The following is a 19060-nucleotide window of genomic DNA, read 5'->3' on the forward strand; positions in this document are numbered from 1 at the left end:
GCCCGCCCGGCGCCGGCGCCCGCCCGCGTCACCCCGACCTCACCGCCATCGTCCCGGGCGCCGGCCCGGTCCTCGTGACCTGACCGGCGCCCCTTCCCGCCCCGAGGAGCCCCCGCATGCGCAGCCTCCTGCTCGAGCACGACCTGCTGTGGCAGGCGTTCAGCACCACGCTGATGCTCGCCGCCGTCTCCGGTGCGATCGCGCTCGTCGTCGGCACGGTCGTCGCGGGTCTCCGCGTCTCCCCCTACCTGCCCCTGCGCACCGTCGCGACGCTCTACACGGAGTTCCTGCGCAACACCCCGCTGACGATCGTCTTCTTCTTCTACGTCTTCGTGACCCCGTCGATGGGCTTCACGCTCGAGTACAAGGCCGCGGCGATCATCGCGCTGAGCTCCTACACCTCCGCCTTCGTCGCGGAGGCGGTGCGCTCGGGCATCAACTCGGTCGGGGTCGGCCAGGCGGAGGCGGCCCGCTCGCTCGGCATGTCCTTCGGTCAGAACCTCGCGATCGTCGTGCTCCCGCAGGCCTTCCGCACCGCGATCCCGCCGCTCATCAACGTGCTCATCGCGCTCGTGAAGAACACCTCCGTCGCGGGCGCCTTCAGCGTGCTCGAGCTGTTCGCCATGTCCCGGCGCCTGACCAACGTCCACTCCGGTGACGTGCTGGGCATCCTCGCGGGCGTCGCCCTGTGCTACCTGATCATCTGCATTCCCCTGGGGCGTCTCGCCGCGGGCATCGAACGGAAGGTGGCGTTCGCCCGATGAGCAGCGGACCCGTCCTGTACGACGTCGCCGGCCCCGCCGAGCGCCGACGCAGCCGCATCATCTCGGTGGTGCTCACCGTGGTGGTCCTCGCCGCGGCCGCGGTCGCCGTCTCCCGTCTCGCCGCGAACGGCGTGTTCGACGACCGCTGGCGCGTGCTGTGGGACGTGCCGATGAACTTCGCCGGCTACGAGACGAAGCACGTGTGGCAGGCGGTGTTCCGCGGCCTCGGAGCTACCCTGCTCGCCGCGGTCATCGCCCTCCCGCTCGCCGCCGTGCTCGCCGTGGTGCTCGTGTCCCTGCGCACCTCGCACCTGCTCCCGGTGCGCTGGCTCGCGATCGGCGTCATCGAGGTGTGCCGCGGGCTGCCCGTGGTGCTCATGATGTTCTTCGCGATCCTCGTGATCCCCGGCTCGACGCCGCTCATGGCGGTCGTATTCGGTCTGGTCATGTACAACGCGGCGGTCTTCGCCGAGATCCTGCGCGCCGGCATCGCCGCCCTTCCCCGAGGGCAGACGGAGGCCGCGGAGTCCCTCGGCATGGGGCCCGCGCTCACCTACCGCGACGTGCAGCTGCCGCAGGCGGTGCGGATGATGCTGCCCTCCCTCATCGCGCAGGGCGTGGTGCTCGTCAAGGACTCCTCGCTGGGCTACATCGTCTCCTACGCGGAGCTGCTGCGGTCGATCAGCCGGGTGGCCGACGCCCTCACGAACGCCTCGTACCTGCTGCCCCTGCTCACCGTGGGCGCGGCGGTGTACGTGACGCTGAACGTGCTGCTCTCGCGGCTCGCGGTGTGGGCGCAGCGACGCAGCGGCCGGCGGCGCCGTGCGCCCGTCGTGGTGGGCACGCCGACCGTCGAGGTCTGAGCCGGCGGCATCCGGGACTCCAGTAGCTGCCCGCTCCGCGGGTTCAGCGGCCGGCTTGCCCCGCGAGCCCGGCGGGCTCAGCGGCCGGAGGCGCGGCGCAGCTCGCTCGAGATGACCTGCACGGCGAGGTCCCCCGGGTAGCCCTTGCGGGTGAGCAGGGCATCGAGTCGGCGGGACAGGCGTCGTCGCTGGCTGCCGTCGCGATCGGCGGCGAGCCGCTCGAGATCCCGCTCCCCGAGCCGGGAGCGCACGAGCTCCCGGCAGCGCTCCTCCTCACCGCTCACCGGGTCCCCCTCGGGACCTCGGCCCGCGCCGCCGGCGCGGAGCGCCTCCTCGATGAGCTCCCCGTCGACGTGGCGCTGCTCGAGCTCCCGTCGCAGGGCCCGGTCCCCCAGGCTGCGCAGCTCCCGTCGCTGACGCACCCATTCGTGGGCGAAGGCGCGGTCGTCCACGAGGTCCGCCCGCTCGATGCGGGCCATCACCTCGTGCGTGACGGACCCGGGGACCTCACGGCGCTCAAGGCGCTCGAGCATCTCCCCGCGGGAGCGGCGGCGCGTGGCCAGCAGCCGCATGAGGTAGCGGCACTCGCGCATGACCGCCTTCTCGCGCTCGGCGCGGTCGGGATCCTGCTCGGGCCGGGGGCGCTCGAGGATCTCCTGCGTGCGACGCGCCAGCCGTTCCTGGACCGCCGAGCGCTCGCGCCCCTGCGCGCCGGCCGGGGACAGCGCGACGGGCACGTCGCCTGGAGCGGATCCGCGCGGATCCTGCTGCTCCGGGGCGCCGTGCCCGTCGTGCTCGGTGGACAGGGGCATCGATCAGATGGCGGCGGGGACGTCCTCGTCGAGGAAGTCGCCCTCGCCGGGGAGCTCCGCGTCCAGATCCTCCGCGGGAGCCTGCTCCGTCGCGTACTTGCCCACGCCCAGCGTGCGCAGGATCTTCTCCTCGATCTCCGCGGCGAGATCCGTGTTGTCCTTGAGGAACTGACGGGCGTTCTCCTTGCCCTGGCCCAGCTGATCACCCTCGTAGGTGAACCAGGCGCCGGACTTGCGGACCACGCCGTGCTCCACACCGAGGTCGATGAGCCCGCCCTCACGGGAGATGCCCTCGCCGTAGAGGATGTCGAACTCGGCCTGCTTGAAGGGTGGGGCCATCTTGTTCTTCACGACCTTGACGCGCGTGCGGTTGCCGACCGCGTCCTGGCCCTGCTTGAGGGTCTCGATGCGGCGGATGTCCATGCGCACCGAGGCGTAGAACTTCAGCGCCTTGCCGCCCGTGGTGGTCTCCGGGCTGCCGAAGAACACGCCGATCTTCTCGCGGAGCTGGTTGATGAAGATCGCGGTGGTGCCGGAGGCGGCGAGCGCGCCGGTGAGCTTGCGCAGCGCCTGGGACATTAGCCGGGCCTGGAGGCCGACGTGCGAGTCGCCCATCTCGCCCTCGATCTCCGCCTTCGGCACGAGCGCCGCGACGGAGTCGATGACCACGATGTCGAGGGCGCCGGAGCGGATCAGCATGTCCGTGATCTCGAGGGCCTGCTCACCCGTGTCCGGCTGGGAGACGAGCAGGGCGTCGGTGTCCACGCCGAGCTTCTTCGCGTACTCCGGGTCCAGGGCGTGCTCGGCGTCGATGAAGGCGGCGATGCCGCCGTTGCGCTGGGCGTTCGCGACCGCGTGGAGCGCCACGGTCGTCTTGCCCGAGGACTCCGGGCCGTAGATCTCCACGATGCGACCACGGGGCAGGCCGCCGATGCCGAGGGCGGCGTCCAGCGCGACCGCGCCGGTCGGGATGACCTCGACCGGAGGGCGGGTGTCGTCGCCCAGGCGCATGATCGAGCCCTTGCCGAACTGACGGTCGATCTGCGCGAGGGCGTTGTCGAGGGAGGTGCCGCGATCCTTGGATGCGGACTTCGGTGCGGACTTCTGAACTGCCATGGGGGCTTTCCTTCCGAGTGGCCGGGGGCCGGCGGCGTGACCGTTGCGGCCACAGTAGGCGGGCCGCCGGACAAACGCCGTGCCCCTCGTGGCGACCTGTGGACCGAGGTGCCATGGGGAGGAACGACGACGGTGGCGGGAACCGTCGGGCCTCACGATACCCGAACACTCGTTCGAAGCGAACAGTGGCGGCGGCGTGTCGCCGGGTGTCCCCCGCGCTCACGGCGGGTCCGGGCCGCTCCCCGTGCCGGTGCTGCGCCGAGGAGCGGGAGGACGATGCCGCGCCGCTCCTGCCGCTCAGCGCCGGCGGACCGCCGGCGGCACCTCCCAGCGGGAGCCCTCGGGCACGTCCATCGCATCGCACAGCGCGGTCCAGACCGCGCGCACGGGACGCCCCGCCTCGAGGGCCTGCTCGGCTGTCAGACCGCCGACCTCCTCGAGCACGAGGTCCCGGGTGTAGGTGCGCGCCAACGTCGGGCCGAACACGTGATCGGCCAGCTCGGCGAACTCGCTGCGCCGCACCTCAGTGGGCGCCGACCAGCGGCTCGTCGGAGAGCTCGGCGGGGACCGTGTCCGGCACCGCGACCCCCTCGGCCACCGCGATGCGGTCGGAGACCTCACGCAGCACGAAGGACAGCGGGAGGCCGAGCGCGTCGGTCACCGAGTGCAGCAGCTCGCTCGAGGCCTCCTTCTGCCCGCGCTCGATCTCGCTGAGGTAGCCCAGCGAGACCCGGGCATCGGAGGACACCTGTCGCAGGGTGCGACCCTGGGAGCGGCGGGCGTCGCGCAGGACGTCCCCGAGCTCCTGGCGGAACAGGACCATGGCCTTGCCTCCCTTCTTCGCGTCATGCACGGTCAGCACTCCCGGAGCCGGCTTCGCGGAAGCGGCCCGGGCGATCGGGGTCATCGGTGTCATGGAAGTCATCACGATCTCCACAACGTCGCTGCCCCGTCGAGTGTTCCCCAGAGTGTAGTGGGCGAGCTCCCACGCCCCCTGGGAATACCCGGGCATGTGGACGATCGTGACATCGGCGCCCGCGGAGCGGTCGTGCCCGATCGGGGTCGGTCGGGCGCGCGGCGGGTTCGGACGGACGGTCAGCCCAGGCCGAGCGCCCCCGCGAGAGCGGCGATCGCGGCGTCCACCGCCGCGGCGCGCACCGTCGGCCGATCTCCGTCGAGCATCACCAGCTCCGCCACCGGTGCGGAGCCGCGACGCGCCAGACCGATCCACACGGTCCCCGCCCCGACCCCGCGCTCGTCCGCGCCCGGGCCGGCCACACCGGTGGTCGCGACGGCGAGATCAGCGGCGAAGAGCTCGAGCGCTCCCGCCGCCATCTCCCGCGCGACCTCCGCGCTGACGGCGCCGCGGGCGGAGAGCTCCGCCGGGTCCACAGCGAGCACCCGCGACTTCGCCGCGTAGGAGTAGGTGGCCGCTCCCCCGGCGACGACCGCGCTCGCGCCCGGCACGTCCACCAGCCGGGCGACGACCGCCCCCGCGGTGAGCGACTCCGCCGTGGCGAGCTGCACGCCCTGGGCGCGCGCCGCATCGATGACCGCGATGACGTCCGCACCGGGAACCGACCCGGCGTCCGTGCGAGGTGTCGACATGGGATCAGGCCCCGCTCTCGAGCGCCTCGCGGCGCAGGCGCAGGCCGTCCTTGAGGTTCACCAGACCCGACCAGATCGTCAGCACGAAGGCGATCGTCACGAGCGCGAGCCCGATCCAGCGGGCGGGCGACCACAGCAGCTCGAAGGGCAGCAGGCAGAAGGTGATCGCGATGGACTGCATCATCGTCTTCGCCTTGCCCGCCATGTTCGCGGGGAGCGCCCCGTACTTGAGGATCGTGAAGCGCATGATCGTGATGCCGAACTCGCGCACCAGGATCAGGATCGTCATCCACCACGGGACGTAGTCCCAGACCGACAGCATGACGAAGGCGGCGCCGGTCATCGCCTTGTCCGCGATCGGGTCCACGATCTTGCCGAAGTCCGTGATGAGGTTCCGGCTCCGGGCGAGGTACCCGTCCAGGAAGTCGGTGATCATCGCGACCACGAAGATCGCCGCCGCGAGCGAGCGGCCGCCCACCGACTCGGGGTAGAGCGCGGCGACCACGACGAAGACGGGCACCATCACGCACCGCACCATCGTGAGGATGTTGGCGATGTTCCACAGCGGGACGGGCGCGGCGGGGGTGGTCATGGCTGCTCCGGGAGGTCGAGGTGCGGGCGGGTGGGGTGGGACAGGAGGGACGGGAGGATGCTCAGCGGCCGGTCAGCTGCCAGGCGTCCTCGGTCTCGGAGTCGTCCGCGTCGTCGTAGTAGTCGGTCGCGACGTCCGCGTCCTCGTGCGAGAGCGGGTCCGAGCCGTAGCGGTCCCCACCGCCCTCGCCGGGGCGAGCCGGCTCCTCGGTCCCGACCTCGGCGGCGCCGTCGTCGTAGGGCTCGGAGCCCCCGCCGGCCGCGGAGGGCTCGTCCTCGCCGCGGATGCGGGCGAGCGCGCCGGCGAGATCGTCCGGGTGCACGAGCACGTCACGCGCCTTGGAGCCCTCCGACGGGCCCACGATCTCGCGGGACTCGAGCAGGTCCATGAGCCGGCCCGCCTTCGCGAAGCCCACCCGCATCTTGCGCTGGAGCATGGAGGTCGAGCCGAACTGCGTGGTGACCACGAGCTCCGCCGCCTGCAGCAGCACCTCGAGATCGTCGCCGATGTCGTCGTCGACCTTCTTCTTCGTCGTCGCGACGACGACGTCCTCGCGGTACGTCGGCTTCATCTGGTTCTTGACGTGGTCGACGACCTTGTGGATCTCCGACTCGTTGACCCACGCGCCCTGGACGCGCATCGGCTTGGACTTGCCCATCGGGTGGAACAGGGCGTCGCCCTGACCGATGAGCTTCTCCGCACCCGGGGTGTCCAGGATGACGCGGGAGTCCTGCAGCGACGAGGTCGCGAAGGCGAGCCGGCTGGGCACGTTCGCCTTGATGATGCCGGTGACGACGTCCACCGACGGACGCTGGGTCGCGAGGATCAGGTGGATGCCGGCGGCGCGCGCGAGCTGCGTGATCCGCTGGATCGACGCCTCCACGTCCCGCGGGGCGACCATCATGAGGTCCGCGAGCTCGTCGACCACGACCAGCAGGTACGGGTACGGCGCGATCTTGCGCTCGCTGCCCGGGGGCACGGTGAGCTCCCCGGAGCGGACGGCCTTGTTGAAGTCGTCGATGTGCTTGTACCCGAACGCCGCGAGGTCGTCGTAGCGCGCGTCCATCTCCCGCACGACCCACTCGAGGGCCTCCGCGGCCTTCTTCGGGTTCGTGATGATCGGGGTGATGAGGTGCGGGATGCCCTCGTAGATCGTGAGCTCCACGCGCTTGGGGTCCACGAGCACCATCCGGACCTCCTCCGGCGTGGCGCGCATGAGGATCGAGGTGATCATGGAGTTCACGAAGCTCGACTTGCCGGCGCCGGTGGCGCCCGCGACGAGCAGGTGGGGCATCTTCGCGAGGTTCGCGACCACGTAGCCGCCCTCGACGTCCTTGCCGACGCCCATCACGAGCGGGTGCTCGTTGCGGTGGGCGACCTGGCTGCGCAGCACGTCGCCGAGCGCGACCGTCTCGCGGTCCGCATTGGGGATCTCGATGCCGATGGCCTTCTTGCCGGGGATCGGCGAGAGGATGCGGACGTCGGCGCTGGCGACGGCGTAGGAGATGTTCTTGTCGAGGGCCGTGACCTTCTCGACCTTGGTGCCCGGGGCGAGCTCCACCTCGTAGCGCGTGACCGTCGGACCGCGGGTGAAGCCCACGACCTCGGCGTTGACGTTGAACTGCTCGAAGACCTCGCCGAGCGCGGCGACGACGTGGTCGTTCGCCTCGGAGCGCGTCTTGTGGGGCGGGCCCTCGAGCAGGAAGGTCGACTCGGGGAGCGTGTAGACGATGTCGCCGGCGAGCTCGAGCTGCTCCCCCGCCCGGGGCAGATCACCCATCGGCGGGTGCACGAGGTCGGGCTCCTGGGCCTCCGGAGCCTCCGCCGTGGCCGAGCGCGCCGGGGCGACCGGCGCGGCCGCCGCGGCGGCGACCTTCTCCGCAGCGCTCGTGGGGACCTTGCGGCCGGACTCCCCGGCCCGGGGGGCACCGTCGTCGGCGCCGCCGCTCGGGAACGACTTCGTGCGCTGGTTCTCCTCCTCGACCACGTCGAAGACCTCGGTGGAGTCCTTCGGGGCCTTGCCGCCGCGGCGCTTGCGCCTGCTGCCGGCGGCGGCCTTCTCCTCGGCGACGCCCTGCTCGAAGGCCTCGTCGCCCGCGTAGCCGAAGCCGTCGTGGTCGCGCTCGGCCTCGATCCGCGCCTGCTCCTCGGCGTCCTTCTCCTTGCGGGAGCGGCGGCGCGTGCGGCCCGCGGCCTGCGCGGTCGTGGGCTGCTCGTGGACCTCCGGATCGACGCGGCGGGGGCGCAGGCCGAAGGCGGCGCGCTCCTCGTCCTCCTCGGCGCTGCGGCCGACGAGCACGTCGTAGACGCCGCGCAGGCGCGAGGGGATCGCCTCGACCGGCGTCGCCGTGAGGACGAGCACGCCGAAGAAGATGAGCACGGAGTACAGGACGACGACCGCGACCGGCGGCAGCAGCGCGATGAGCGGCGCCGCGGCCAGGTAGCCGAGCACGCCGCCGCCGCGGGCGAGGGCGTCGACGCCGTCCGCCGGGGCGGGCAGCCGCGCCGAGACCGCGGAGATCGCGGCGATCGCCGTGAGCAGCAGGGCGACGCCGAGCACGATGCGCGTGTTCGCGCGGACGTGGTCCGGGCGGCGGAACATGCGCAGCGACCAGCCGAGCGCCAGCAGCGGGATCACCATCGAGGCGATGCCGAAGGTGCCCGCGACGACCGTGTGCACAGCGCCGAGGACGGGACCCTCGGCGCTCCACCACTCGACGACCGCGACGAGCACCGCGATGAGCAGGAGCACCAGGGCGTAGCCGTCGCGGCGGAGCTCCGGCGGCACCTCCCAGCGGGCCACGCCGATCGAGCGGACCAAGCCGCCGACCATCCGGGCCGTGCCGAGGTAGCCGGAGCGCACTGCGCGCACCGGCAGGGGAAGCGTCGAGGGGTCGGAGGCCGCGGCGCCGGACGTCCGGGACGTGCCGGCGGATGCGGTCCGCGAGGAGCCTTTCGACGCACGTGCGGGGGAAGACGTACGTGTCGCCATGCCCCACAGACTACCGCCCCGCCCTCCCGGGACCCGGGAGGGCGGGGCGGTGACATCACCGACGGGTCCGCAGGAGAGCGGACCCGTCGACCTCTTACGCTCTGCTCGACCTGCCTGATCTCCTACCGCTCGTCCCTCGCAGCACGTCGATCAGGCTTCGACGACGATCGGGATGATCATCGGCTTGCGGCGCAGCCGCTGCGAGACGTAGCGGCCCACGACGCGGCGCATGACCTGCTGCAGCTGATGCGTGTCGCGACGGTTGGTCTGGTCCGCGACGGCCTGCTCGAGGGCCTTCACGATCTCCGGGCGGATCCGCTCGAAGACCTCGTCGTCCTCCGCCACGCCGCGCGCGTGGATCTCCGGACCCGCGATGAGCGCGCCCGTCTCGGAGTTGACGACCGCGAACAGGGAGATGAAGCCCTCGTCGCCGAGGATGCGGCGGTCCTTGAGATCGGCCTCGGAGATCTCGCCCACGCTCGAGCCGTCGACGTAGACGTATCCGTTGGGCACCTCGCCCACGACCTTCGCGACGCCGTCCTTGAGGTCGACGACGTGACCGTCCTTCGCGAGGATCACGCGCTCGGGGGCGACGCCCGTCGACTCGGCGATCCGCCCGTTCGCGATGAGGTGGCGCACCTCGCCGTGCACCGGCATGACGTTCTTCGGCCGCACGATGTTGTAGCAGTACAGCAGCTCGCCCGCGCTCGCATGGCCCGAGGTGTGGACCTTCGCGTTGCTCTTGTGCACGACCTCGGCGCCGAGCGCCATGAGGCCGTTGATGATGCGGAACACCGCGTTCTCGTTGCCCGGGATGAGCGAGGAGGCGAGGACGACGACGTCACCCGGGCCCACGCTCACACGGTGGTCGCGGTTCGCGATCCGGCCCAGGGCCGCCATCGGCTCGCCCTGCGAGCCGGTGCACATGAGCACGACCTTGTCGTCGGGCAGGTTGTCGATCTTGCGGACGTCCACGAGCGTGTTGTCCGGGACGTCGAGGTAGCCCATGTCCGCGGCGATGCCCATGTTGCGCACCATCGAGCGGCCCACGAAGGCGACCTTGCGGCCGTGCGCGGCGGCGGCGTCGAGCACCTGCTGCACACGGTGGACATGGCTCGAGAAGGAGGCGACGACGATCTTCTGCCGTGCGCGCCCGAAGATCTGGTTCAGGACCGGGCCGATCTCCTGCTCGCCGAGCGTGAACCCGGGGACCTCCGCGTTCGTGGAGTCCGTCATGAACAGGTCCACCCCGGCCTCGCCGAGCCGCGCGAAGGCGCGCAGGTCGGTGATGCGGCCGTCGAGCGGCAGCTGGTCCATCTTGAAGTCGCCCGTGTGCAGCACGGTGCCGGCGCCGGTCGCGATGTGCACCGCGAGCGCGTCCGGGATCGAGTGGTTCACGGCCACGAACTCGCAGTCGAAGGGGCCGAAGGACTCCTTCTGTCCCTCCTTCACCGCGAAGGTGTAGGGCGTGATGCGGTGCTCCTTGAGCTTCGCCTCGATGAAGGCGAGCGTGAGCTGGCTGCCCACGAGAGGGATGTCCGGCTTCTGCCGCAGGAGATAGGGGACCGCGCCGATGTGGTCCTCGTGCCCGTGGGTGAGGATGATCGCGGAGATGTCGTCGAGACGGTCGGAGATGACGTCGAAGTCCGGGAGGATCAGGTCCACACCGGGCTGGGCGTCCTCGGGGAAGAGGACGCCGCAGTCGACCACGAGCAGCCGCCCCTGGTACTCGAAGACGGTCATGTTGCGGCCGACGTCGCCCAGGCCACCGAGCGGGATGACCCGCATGGTGTCCTTCTTCAGCTTGGGCGGCTGGTTCAGCCGGTGAGAGTAGGCAGTGCTCATTCGGGCCTCCGAGAGGGATCCAGTGGGGGGATGCCGACGGCGGCGTCGAGGGCAGCGGCCAGAGCGCGCACCTGGTCGTCGTCGGCGGGGACATGGGGGCCGCGCAGGGCGGCATGGGGCAGGACGCCCTGCAGGTGCAGGGCATGCTTCGCGGCGACGACGCCCGGCATGCGGGTCATGATCGCCTCGACCAGCGGGGCGAGGGACGTGCTCGCCGCCCGGGCCGCGGCGAGATCGCCGCGGTCCACGGCGTCGATCATCGCCCGCTCGAGGTCACCGGCCACCTGACCGACGACGGAGACGATGCCCGCGGCGCCGATGGCGAGCCACGGGAGGTTCAGCGCGTCCTCGCCCGAGTAGTAGGCGAGGCCGGTCTGCGCCATCACCAGGGACGCCTCGAGCAGATCGCCCTTGGCGTCCTTGACCGCGACGATCCGCTCGTGCTCGCCGAGGGCGAGGAGGGTGTCGCGGGAGAAGGGGACCCCGGTGCGACCGGGGATGTCGTACAGCATGACCGGCAGGTCCGTCGCGTCCGCGACGGCGCGCACGTGCGCGAGGATGCCGGCCTGGGAGGGCTTGGAGTAGTACGGGGAGACCACGAGCAGACCGTCGAGGCCGAGGTCCGCATGGGCCCGGGCGAGCTCGATCGAGTGGACGGTGTCGTTGCTACCGACCCCGGCGACGATGCTGACCTCCGGGCCGACGGCCGCGCGGACCGCCTTCGCCAGCTCGATCTTCTCCCGGTCGGAGACGGTCGGCGACTCGCCCGTGGTGCCGGAGACGACGATCTGGTCGTGGCCGTGCTCGACGAGGTGCGCGGCGAGGGCGGACGCGGCGTCGAGGTCCAGGGCGCGGCCGTCCGCGCTGAAGGGGGTCACCATCGCGGTGCCCACGGCGCCGAAGGGGCGGGCGGGGCGCGTGTCGGAGGTGGTCATGGTCTCCTCCCGGGAGGGGCGGCCGGCGGGGCCGGTCAGAGGTGGCGGTGGGCGCCGGGCGTGCGTCCGGCGCGGATGTCGATCGGTGCGGGGCGGGCGCTGCTGCCCGAGCCTAGTCCAGCGGTGGGCGCTCAGCCCCTCGGCGCGGCGGGAGCGGGCGCGGTCCCGTCGCCGGGCTGCTCGCCCCGGTCCACGAGGATCGCCATCGGTGTGCGCTGTCGGCCCTGGCCCAGCGGGTTGTCCGCGAAGGTCGCCTCGAGGTCCGCCTTCGGTGTGGACACGTCGCTGCCCAGCACGTTGCGGCCGATGTCGTTGGCGTCCATGACGACCGTGCCGCGGAAGCTCTCGCGCAGGGCCGCGGGGATGTCCGCGGCGCGGATCGCGGCGGAGAGCCGCGCCGCGACCACGTCGGGGTCCTTCGGCGGGAGCTTCGCGGAGACGTTCGAGGGGAAGGCCGAGTACGGCGTGGGGCCGTCGATGGCCCGCACGTTGTCACCGACGACCTCGTAGAACACGCCGCGGCGGCGCAGCAGCTTGCCGGCGGCGCCCGCCGCGGAGGCCATGAGCACCCGCGGGAGACCGACCTCGCGGATCGCGAGCTCCATCGTGGTCGGGTCCCCGAGGCCGATGCCGGCCGGGGTGCGCGTCACGAAGCGGCTGAGCACCTTCGCCGAGGGGCGCGGGTGGATCTCCCAGGTGTACCAGGAGCGGCCCTGGGTGATGGCGACGATCTTCTCGCTGATCACGTAGTACCAGGGGGCGCCTTCGGGGACCGTGCCGGCGGGCACCGACGCGGCGAAGCGCTCCACCCGCTCGCGCACGATCGCGTCGAGGTCGTCGCCGCGGCCCACGAGCTCCGTCTGCAGGGGCAGTCGGCGCCAGGTGTGCCCGTCGGTCTCGGAGACGAGGTCGAGGCGCTTGCCGGGGTTCGGCTCGTGATCGGCCTTGGCGGCGTCGATCGCGTCGGGGTCGAGATCCTCCCCCGCGGTCTCGGGGGCGGCCTGCTCCTCGGTCCCCGCTGCGGTGCGCGGGTCGATGACGGCGCGCAGCCACAGCTCGAGGGAGAGGAGTCGCCAGATCTGCTCGCTGCGGTGGTGCTCGGGGTGGGCGGCGACGTCCTCGAAGAAGGCGAGCACGCTGCGCGCGTCCACGTAGGGCCGTGCGGCGAAGGACTCGGAGGCGAGGATCGCGCGCACGTCGTCGGCGTGACGGACGATCCAGGCGTGCTCGTCCAGGACGGAGGCCTCGGGGCGGGCGGGGAGATCGGCGCCGGGGGCGAGCCCCGAGAGCACCGAGCGCAGCAGGGAGCCGTCGCGCGCGGCGCGCAGCAGGGACGCGTCGTCGAGGGAGGCGAGCAGCCGCAGCAGCCCGGCGTCCACGAGCGGGGAGGCGCTGCGCAGACCCTCGTGGTCCGCGGCCGCGCGCGAGGCGCGCAGGGCCACCGGGAGGTCACCGTGCAGCACCTCCTCGACGAGGGCCGCGCGGAGGCTCGCGGGAGCGGCGCGCCGCTCGCTGCGGTGGGAGGCGACGAAGGCGTTCGCGAGCAGGGCTTCGGTGGGCACCTCGGCCCGCGGGGCGAGGGCGCCCCGGGCGGCGCCGAGGAGCGCGCCGCGGGAGGCGAGGGCGCCCTGGGCGAGGTCACCGATCCGGCGGCCGGCGCGGAGCCGGCGCAGGCCGGACACCTGGTGGGCGGCGCTCGAGGGGAGCAGCTGCTCCGCGCCGACGCCGTCCACGAGCGCGCCGGCGCCGGCCTCGCGGGCGGAGCGGGCGAGGGTGAGGGCGGTGTGCGCGCGGGCGGAGGGCACCGGCTCGCCGAGGGCGGTCGAGAGCTCGTCGAGGTCCGCGAGCAGGTCGCCCTGGGAGTCCCGGGCGGTGATCAGCTCCATGTCACGGCCGCGGGCGGCGTGCAGCGCGGTGACGGCGGAGGGCACGGAGCCGCTCGGGCGCGTCGCGGCGACGGCGCGGACGCCCTCGGGGGCGGCGGCCGCGACGGCGAGCGAGCCGAGGTCCCCGGTCAGGGCGATCGCGTCCCCGGCGGTCGTGGCGCGGCGCACGGAGGCGGCGAGCAGGCTCGTCGCCTCGGCGACGGCCGCGTCGTCGAGAGGTCGGCCCGGGGCGGCGGCGATCCCCTGGAGCTCCTCGGCGAGCGGGGCGGCATCGGAGAGCGAGAGCCCGTCCGGCCCGTGACGCAGCACCTGGCCCGGCAGCAGTCGGTGGATCCCCTCGACGAAGGTGCGCTCGTCGGTGTCCGCGACGCCGTCGAGGAGGAAGCGGTGGATCGTGCGCTCGTCGGGTCGCGCGGGCACGGGCCCGGCGTCCAGCAGCGCGTCGATCCGGGAGGCGAACAGCAGGTGCTCCTGCGCGGCGTCCGTCCACCAGTACAGCGGTGCGCGTCCGAGCCCGTCGCGCGCGAGCAGGAGCGTGCCGGTGGCCTCGTCGTGGAGCGCGAGGGCGTAGGGCTGCTCGATCGCGGTGAGGTCGAGGCCGGCGAGGTCGTCGCCCAGCGAGTCCAGCAGCGCGGCGGCAGCGGCGTCCGTGAGGCCGTCGGCCAGCAGCACGCGGCCGATCGCCTCGCTCCGCGCGCCGCCGATGCCGGGCCCCACGAGGGTCAGCGCGCCGCCGGGCACGGAGCGGTCGACGGCCTCTCCCCCGGCAGGTGCCGCGAGCGCCGCGCCGAGGCGTGCGGCGATCGCGTCGTGGTCGGCGCCGGATCCGTGGCTGCCGGAGATTCCGCTCATGGACGAGTCCTTCCGTGGGGGACGACCGGAGCGCGGAGGCACCGCGATCGGCCGCTCGAGCTTATCAACGACGGACCCTCAGGCCCCGCGCCGTCCGAGGCGCAGCGTGCCCTCGACGACGGTCACCTCGAGGTCGTCGAGGGAGGTCACGAGGGCATCGGCGAGCGGGGAGAGGGAATCCGCCGGGGTCGTGGTGGTCAGCGCCACCGTCCGCGCACCCGCCGCGCGGCCCGCGGTGAGGCCACCGGCCGAGTCCTCCACGACGATCGTCCGCTCCCCCGGGACGCCGAGCCGGCGGGCGCCGAGCAGGAACGGCTCCGGATCCGGCTTGCCCCGGGTGACCTGGTCGGCCGTGACGAGGTGGGCGGGGACGGGCAGGCCGGTGCGCGCCCAGCGCGCCTCGAAGAGCGGGCGCGTGCAGGAGGTGACGATCGTCCAGGTGGGCCGGCCGAGCTGCTCCGCGGCGGCCTCGAGCTCCTCGAGCACGCGGCGGGTGCCGGGGAGCGTGACGATCCCGGCGACGTCGGCGATCTCGAGCTCCTCGATGCGGCGGTGCGCGGCGTCGATCTGCTCGGCGTCCAGCTCCGGGAGCAGCTCGGCGAGGATCTGCCGTGCGGGCCGCCCGTGCATCGTGTGGTCGAAGGGGCGCGGGGCGTCGAGCTCTGCCAGCAGGGTCCCCCAGGCGCGCTCCACGGAGGGGCCCGAGTCGATGAGGGTGCCGTCCATGTCGAGCAGGAGGGCATCCGCGACCAGCGGCAGCGTGTCCTCCCGGGAGGACGGTTCCGAGGCGGCGGGGCCCGGGGCGGAGGAGGGGGTGGTCATGCCTCCACGGTCTCACGGTGCGACGCCCGGCCGCGGGCGCCGCGCCCGTATCGGTGCAGGTGGTCGTACAGTGGGATGCATCATGCGCCCCGATCCGTCCCCGCTCGAGCCCGTGTCCGGCGACGCCGCGCGCGGCCTCGGTGCGGAGGGCGGTCCGGAGGTGGCCGACGAGGCCGCGGAGGTCGCGAGGGCGCGCCGCACCGGGCTCTCGATCGGCGTGGCCACCGGCCTCTACGGGCTCTCCTTCGGCGCGCTCGCGACCGCCTCCGGACTGGACCTGTGGCAGGCGATGGTGCTCTCGGCGGTCATGTTCACGGGCGGCAGCCAGTTCGCCTTCGTGGGCGTCGTGGGCGGCGGCGGTTCGGCGATCGGCGCCGCGCTCGCCGCGCTCCTGCTCGGCGTGCGCAACACGCTCTACGGCCTGGTCCTCACCCGGGACCTCCCCCGCGGCGGTCTCCGGGGCCTCGCCCGGGCGCAGCTGACGATCGACGAGTCCGCGGCGGCCGCGGCGACCGGGCGCACCCCCGCGGGCATCCGCGCGGGCTTCTGGGCCGCGGGCATCGCGGTCTACGTGTTCTGGAACCTGTTCACGCTCGTGGGGGCCATCGCCGGGCAGCACATCGCCGATCCGGGGGCCTGGGGGCTGGACGCGGCGGCGGCCGCGGCCTTCCTCGCGCTGCTGTGGCCGCGCCTCCGGCGGCGCGAGGCCGTGGCGATCGCCGTCGCCGCCGCCTTCGTCGCCCTGCTCACCACGCCGGTGCTGCCCGCCGGCCTGCCCGTGCTCGCCGCGGCCCTCGTCGCGGTCGCCGCCGGGATGCGGGTGCGGACACGGTCCCGGGGCGCCGAGCAGCAGCGCCTCGAGGAGGGGACCCGATGAGCATGCTCTGGATCGGCGTGATCGCCGCCTCGATCGGCGCCTTCGTGCAGAAGTGGATCGGCTACCAGGTGCCGCCCGAGCTCCTCGAGCGGCCGCGGATCGCCCGGATCACGACCCTGCTGCCGATCGCGCTGCTCGGAGCGCTCGTCGCCGTGCAGGTCGCGACCTCCGGCACCGCGATCGTGCTCGACGCGCGTCTCGCCGGGCTCGCCGCGGCGGTGGTGCTGCTGATCCTGCGCGCCCCGTTCCTCGCGGTGGTGATCGGCGCCGCGGCCGTCACCGCCCTGCTGCGGGCCGCGGGGATCGGCTGAGCCCGGCGCGCCGGGGGCTGCGGGGCTAGGACCGGGCGCCCGCCCTCTCCTCGCGCGCCAGCCGGATCGCGCGGCGGGTCGCGGCGCGGGCCTGCTTGCGGTCGCGGAGGGCGTCGTAGGCGAGGGCCAGGCGGAACCAGCCCCGCCAGTCCTCCTCCGCGCCGGGGGCGGACTCGAGGTGGGCGCGCGCGGCCTCGAACTCCTCGCGCGGCTCCTCGTGCTCGACGGCGGTGCCGGCGTAGCGCCGCGCGAGGCCCCCGGCCTCGAGGCCGAACAGCACCTCCCGCCAGGTCACCCACACCGTGAGGACGAGCAGCACGAGCACCGCGAGGGCGAGACCGATCCCGATCCCGCCACCCGCCCTCCAGAACCCCCAGGCGATCCAGCCGAGGCCCCAGGCGTACGCGGCGGTGATGAGGACCAGCGCCGCCACCATCAGCTTCTGACGCATCGCTGCGCTCCCCCTCGCCCTCAGCCCAGGTCCAGGTAGCCGTCCAGGCCCACCGTGAGACCGGGCCGCGATCCGACCTCGCGGACGCCCAGCAGCACCCCGGACATGAAGCTGACCCGGTCGAAGGAGTCGTGGCGCAGCACCAGCTGCTCCCCCACCCCGCCGAACTGGACGACCTCGTGCGCGACGAGCCCGCGCTGGCGCACCGCGTGCACGTGGACGCCGTCGACGACCGCTCCGCGCGCACCCTGCGGATCCTTCTCGGTCGCGTCCGGAACGGGGCCGAGTCCCGCGGCGGCGCGGCCGCGGGCGATCGCCGCGGCCGTGTGCACCGCGGTGCCCGACGGCGCGTCGAGCTTGTCCGGGTGGTGCATCTCGATGATCTCCGCGCTCTCGTAGTAGCGGGCGGCGATCTCGGCGAAGCACGCGGTGAGGACCGCGCCGATCGCGAAGTTCGGGGCGATGAGCACGCCCACCCCGGGCGCCTCCTCGAGGCGGCGGCGCAGGGCACCGCGGGACTCGTCGTCCCAGCCGGTCGTGCCGACCACCGCATGGATCCCGTGCTCGACGAGGAAGTCGACGTTCTGCGCGGTCACGGCGGGGACCGTGAGGTCCACGGCGACCTGCGCCCCGGCGTCGACGACGGCGGAGAGGTCGTCCTCGCGGCCGATCCGGGCGACGAGCTCGAGGTCCTCGGCGCCGTCGACGGCGCGGCAGGCCTCCGAGCCCATGCGGCCGGAGGCGCCGAGGACGGCGACGCGGAGGGGACGGGAGGCGGGGGTGCCGGGCATGAGAGCTCCTTCGTGCGGAAGCGGGGCGGTCGACAGGGGGCGGGTGGTGGGGATCAGGCGGCGGGGCCGACGTCGACCCGCGTGGAGAACGAGGCGGAGAGGCGCGCGGCGAGCTCCTGGACCTCCGCTGCGGTGACCCGGCCGATCCGGGCGAGCGTCTCGTCGACGCCCGAGTAGCGGCCGTGCACGAGCTCGATCGTGCCGAGCCGGCCCATGCGGCTGCTCGTGTCCTCGAGGCCGAGCGCGAAGGACCCGGTGATCTGCCCGAGCGCGCGGCGCATCTCATCCTCGTCCACGCCCCGCTCCCCCATCGTGGCGAGCTCGGCCGCGAGCAGCTCGACGACCTGCGCGGTGCGCGCGGGGCGGCAGGCGGCGTACAGGCCGAACAGGCCCGCGTCGCGGTACCCGGCGCTGAAGGAGTAGACGGAGTAGGCGAGCCCCCGCTGCTCGCGGATGTTCTGGAATAGCCGCGAGGACATGCCGCCTCCGAGGACGGACATGAGCACGGACAGCGCATGACGGTCCTCGTCGACCGCGCTGATCCCGGTGCCGCCGAGGTAGATGTGGTTCTGCTCGGCGGGACGGTCCAGGCGGTGCGGGGCGAGCGCGGCGACCTCCCCCGCGCCGAGGGCGGGGCCGCCCGCAAGGGCCGCGTCCTGGCGCGGGCGACGGCGGGGCAGCGCGCCCTCCGCGAGGTCCCAGCCGCCGCGGCGCAGGCCCTGGGTGATCCACGCGGCCAGCTCGTGGTGGTCGAGGTCGCCGACGGCGGTGACCACGAGGTTCTCGGGGCGGTAGTGCTCGCGGAAGTGGGTGCGCACCTGCTCGATGCCGAGCGCGGTGACGGTCTCCGCGGTGCCGCCGACGGGGCGCCCGATCGGGGTGTCGGGGCCGAGGACGTCGGCGAGGAAGGTCTCGTAGCCGACGTCCTGCGGGTCGTCCTCCGCCATCGCGAGCTCCTCGAGGATCACCTCGCGCTCGGTCGCGAGCGCCTCCTCCTCGAGCAGGCTCGAGGTGATCATGTCGGTGAGGACGTCGACGGCCATGGGGAGGTCCGCGGAGCGCACGCGCCCGTAGTAGAGGGTGTGCTCCTTCGCGGTGACGGCGTTGGAGTCGCCGCCCACCTCGTCGAAGGCGGCGGCGATGTCGAGGGCGCTGCGACGGGAGGTGCCCTTGAACAGCAGGTGCTCGAGGACGTGCGTGGAGCCGGCGTGCTCGGGTCGCTCGTCGCGGGACCCGACGGGCAGCCAGAGGCCCACGGTCGCGCTGCGCACGGAGCGGTCGGTCTGGGTCAGCAGCCGCACACCGCCGGGGAGGACGCTGCGGCGCACCCCGGCGGCGGGGTCGAGCAGGACGTCGGACGCGGGGTCGTCGAAGGCGAGGTCGAGAGGCATCGATCGATTGTTCCACGCCCGCAGGGGGTCACGGCCGAGTCCTCGCTCACAGCGGACGCGCCGCGTGCCGGGCGCGGACGCTCCGAGGGCGGCACCCCGTGCGGGGTGCCGCCCTCGGCGGCGGGGGGCGGTGGCCGGATCGCTCCGGGTCA

General features: G+C 73.5%; 18 protein-coding genes. 4 read left to right on the forward strand and 14 right to left on the reverse strand.

What is annotated here, in order from left to right:
* Nucleotides 1-116 precede the first annotated feature (116 nt).
* Complete coding sequence (locus tag ABD080_RS01470) at nucleotides 117-764, forward strand: amino acid ABC transporter permease (RefSeq protein ID WP_137771246.1); 648 nt, start codon at nucleotides 117-119, stop codon at nucleotides 762-764.
* Nucleotides 761-1627 carry an amino acid ABC transporter permease gene (locus ABD080_RS01475; RefSeq protein WP_343903389.1) on the forward strand — a complete coding sequence of 289 codons (867 nt, stop codon included), beginning with the start codon at nucleotides 761-763 and terminating at the stop codon, nucleotides 1625-1627. The genes ABD080_RS01470 and ABD080_RS01475 overlap by 4 nt, the downstream gene beginning before the upstream one ends.
* A 77-nt stretch (nucleotides 1628-1704) precedes the next feature.
* Here the strand turns inward: ABD080_RS01475 and ABD080_RS01480 are convergent, their stop codons facing one another.
* The 11 genes from ABD080_RS01480 to ABD080_RS01530 all read right to left on the reverse strand — a co-directional run bounded on the left by ABD080_RS01480 (nucleotide 1705) and on the right by ABD080_RS01530 (nucleotide 15087).
* The gene (locus ABD080_RS01480) at nucleotides 1705-2439 is read right to left on the reverse strand and encodes a regulatory protein RecX (protein ID WP_137771248.1); all 735 of its coding nucleotides are present in this window, start codon (nucleotides 2437-2439) and stop codon (nucleotides 1705-1707) included.
* Nucleotides 2440-2442: 3 nt separating this feature from the next.
* Nucleotides 2443-3555, reverse strand: coding sequence for a recombinase RecA (recA, locus tag ABD080_RS01485; RefSeq protein WP_137771249.1), 1113 nt, complete (start codon nucleotides 3553-3555; stop codon nucleotides 2443-2445).
* A 297-nt stretch (nucleotides 3556-3852) separates the two neighbouring features.
* The gene (locus ABD080_RS01490; protein ID WP_137771250.1) at nucleotides 3853-4077 is read right to left on the reverse strand and encodes a DUF3046 domain-containing protein; all 225 of its coding nucleotides are present in this window, start codon (nucleotides 4075-4077) and stop codon (nucleotides 3853-3855) included.
* Nucleotide 4078: 1 nt separating this feature from the next.
* Nucleotides 4079-4378, reverse strand: coding sequence for a helix-turn-helix domain-containing protein (locus tag ABD080_RS01495; RefSeq protein WP_103384859.1), 300 nt, complete (start codon nucleotides 4376-4378; stop codon nucleotides 4079-4081).
* Between the two features lie 272 nt (nucleotides 4379-4650).
* The gene (locus ABD080_RS01500) at nucleotides 4651-5163 is read right to left on the reverse strand and encodes a CinA family protein (protein ID WP_137771251.1); all 513 of its coding nucleotides are present in this window, start codon (nucleotides 5161-5163) and stop codon (nucleotides 4651-4653) included.
* Nucleotides 5164-5167: 4 nt separating this feature from the next.
* Nucleotides 5168-5755 carry a CDP-diacylglycerol--glycerol-3-phosphate 3-phosphatidyltransferase gene (gene pgsA / locus ABD080_RS01505; RefSeq protein ID WP_137771252.1) on the reverse strand — a complete coding sequence of 196 codons (588 nt, stop codon included), beginning with the start codon at nucleotides 5753-5755 and terminating at the stop codon, nucleotides 5168-5170.
* A 61-nt stretch (nucleotides 5756-5816) separates the two neighbouring features.
* Nucleotides 5817-8627 (reverse strand): FtsK/SpoIIIE family DNA translocase, encoded by a 2811-nt coding sequence (locus ABD080_RS01510; RefSeq protein ID WP_417281879.1) that lies wholly within the window; start codon nucleotides 8625-8627, stop codon nucleotides 5817-5819.
* Nucleotides 8628-8897: 270 nt separating this feature from the next.
* The gene (locus tag ABD080_RS01515; RefSeq protein WP_264450647.1) at nucleotides 8898-10592 is read right to left on the reverse strand and encodes a ribonuclease J; all 1695 of its coding nucleotides are present in this window, start codon (nucleotides 10590-10592) and stop codon (nucleotides 8898-8900) included.
* Complete coding sequence (gene dapA, locus ABD080_RS01520; RefSeq protein WP_343903391.1) at nucleotides 10589-11527, reverse strand: 4-hydroxy-tetrahydrodipicolinate synthase; 939 nt, start codon at nucleotides 11525-11527, stop codon at nucleotides 10589-10591. Before dapA ends, ABD080_RS01515 begins: the two co-directional genes overlap by 4 nt.
* 131 nt (nucleotides 11528-11658) lie before the next feature.
* Entirely contained in the window at nucleotides 11659-14265 is a 2607-nt protein-coding gene (locus ABD080_RS01525; RefSeq protein ID WP_343903392.1) for an asparagine synthase-related protein, read from the reverse strand.
* A gap of 78 nt (nucleotides 14266-14343) precedes the next feature.
* The gene (locus ABD080_RS01530; protein WP_137771257.1) at nucleotides 14344-15087 is read right to left on the reverse strand and encodes an HAD family hydrolase; all 744 of its coding nucleotides are present in this window, start codon (nucleotides 15085-15087) and stop codon (nucleotides 14344-14346) included.
* Between the two features lie 82 nt (nucleotides 15088-15169).
* Here ABD080_RS01530 and ABD080_RS01535 point away from each other — a divergent pair, with 82 nt between their 5' ends.
* Complete coding sequence (locus ABD080_RS01535) at nucleotides 15170-15964, forward strand: AzlC family ABC transporter permease (RefSeq protein ID WP_343903393.1); 795 nt, start codon at nucleotides 15170-15172, stop codon at nucleotides 15962-15964.
* Entirely contained in the window at nucleotides 15961-16275 is a 315-nt protein-coding gene (locus ABD080_RS01540; RefSeq protein WP_137771259.1) for an AzlD domain-containing protein, read from the forward strand. Before ABD080_RS01535 ends, ABD080_RS01540 begins: the two co-directional genes overlap by 4 nt.
* Before the next feature lie 25 nt (nucleotides 16276-16300).
* On the opposite strand, the gene ABD080_RS01545 is transcribed toward ABD080_RS01540, so the two are convergent.
* The 3 genes from ABD080_RS01545 to ABD080_RS01555 are packed head-to-tail and all read right to left on the reverse strand — an operon-like array spanning nucleotide 16301 to nucleotide 18908.
* A complete protein-coding gene (locus ABD080_RS01545; RefSeq protein WP_137771260.1) occupies nucleotides 16301-16726 on the reverse strand; it encodes a hypothetical protein in 426 nt (141 codons plus the stop codon).
* A 20-nt stretch (nucleotides 16727-16746) separates the two neighbouring features.
* Entirely contained in the window at nucleotides 16747-17517 is a 771-nt protein-coding gene (gene dapB, locus ABD080_RS01550; RefSeq protein WP_343903394.1) for a 4-hydroxy-tetrahydrodipicolinate reductase, read from the reverse strand.
* A gap of 53 nt (nucleotides 17518-17570) precedes the next feature.
* The gene (locus ABD080_RS01555) at nucleotides 17571-18908 is read right to left on the reverse strand and encodes a M16 family metallopeptidase (RefSeq protein WP_137771262.1); all 1338 of its coding nucleotides are present in this window, start codon (nucleotides 18906-18908) and stop codon (nucleotides 17571-17573) included.
* Nucleotides 18909-19060: the final 152 nt, after the last annotated feature.

This window comes from Brachybacterium rhamnosum, assembly GCF_039526185.1.
Classification (GTDB): domain Bacteria; phylum Actinomycetota; class Actinomycetes; order Actinomycetales; family Dermabacteraceae; genus Brachybacterium; species Brachybacterium rhamnosum.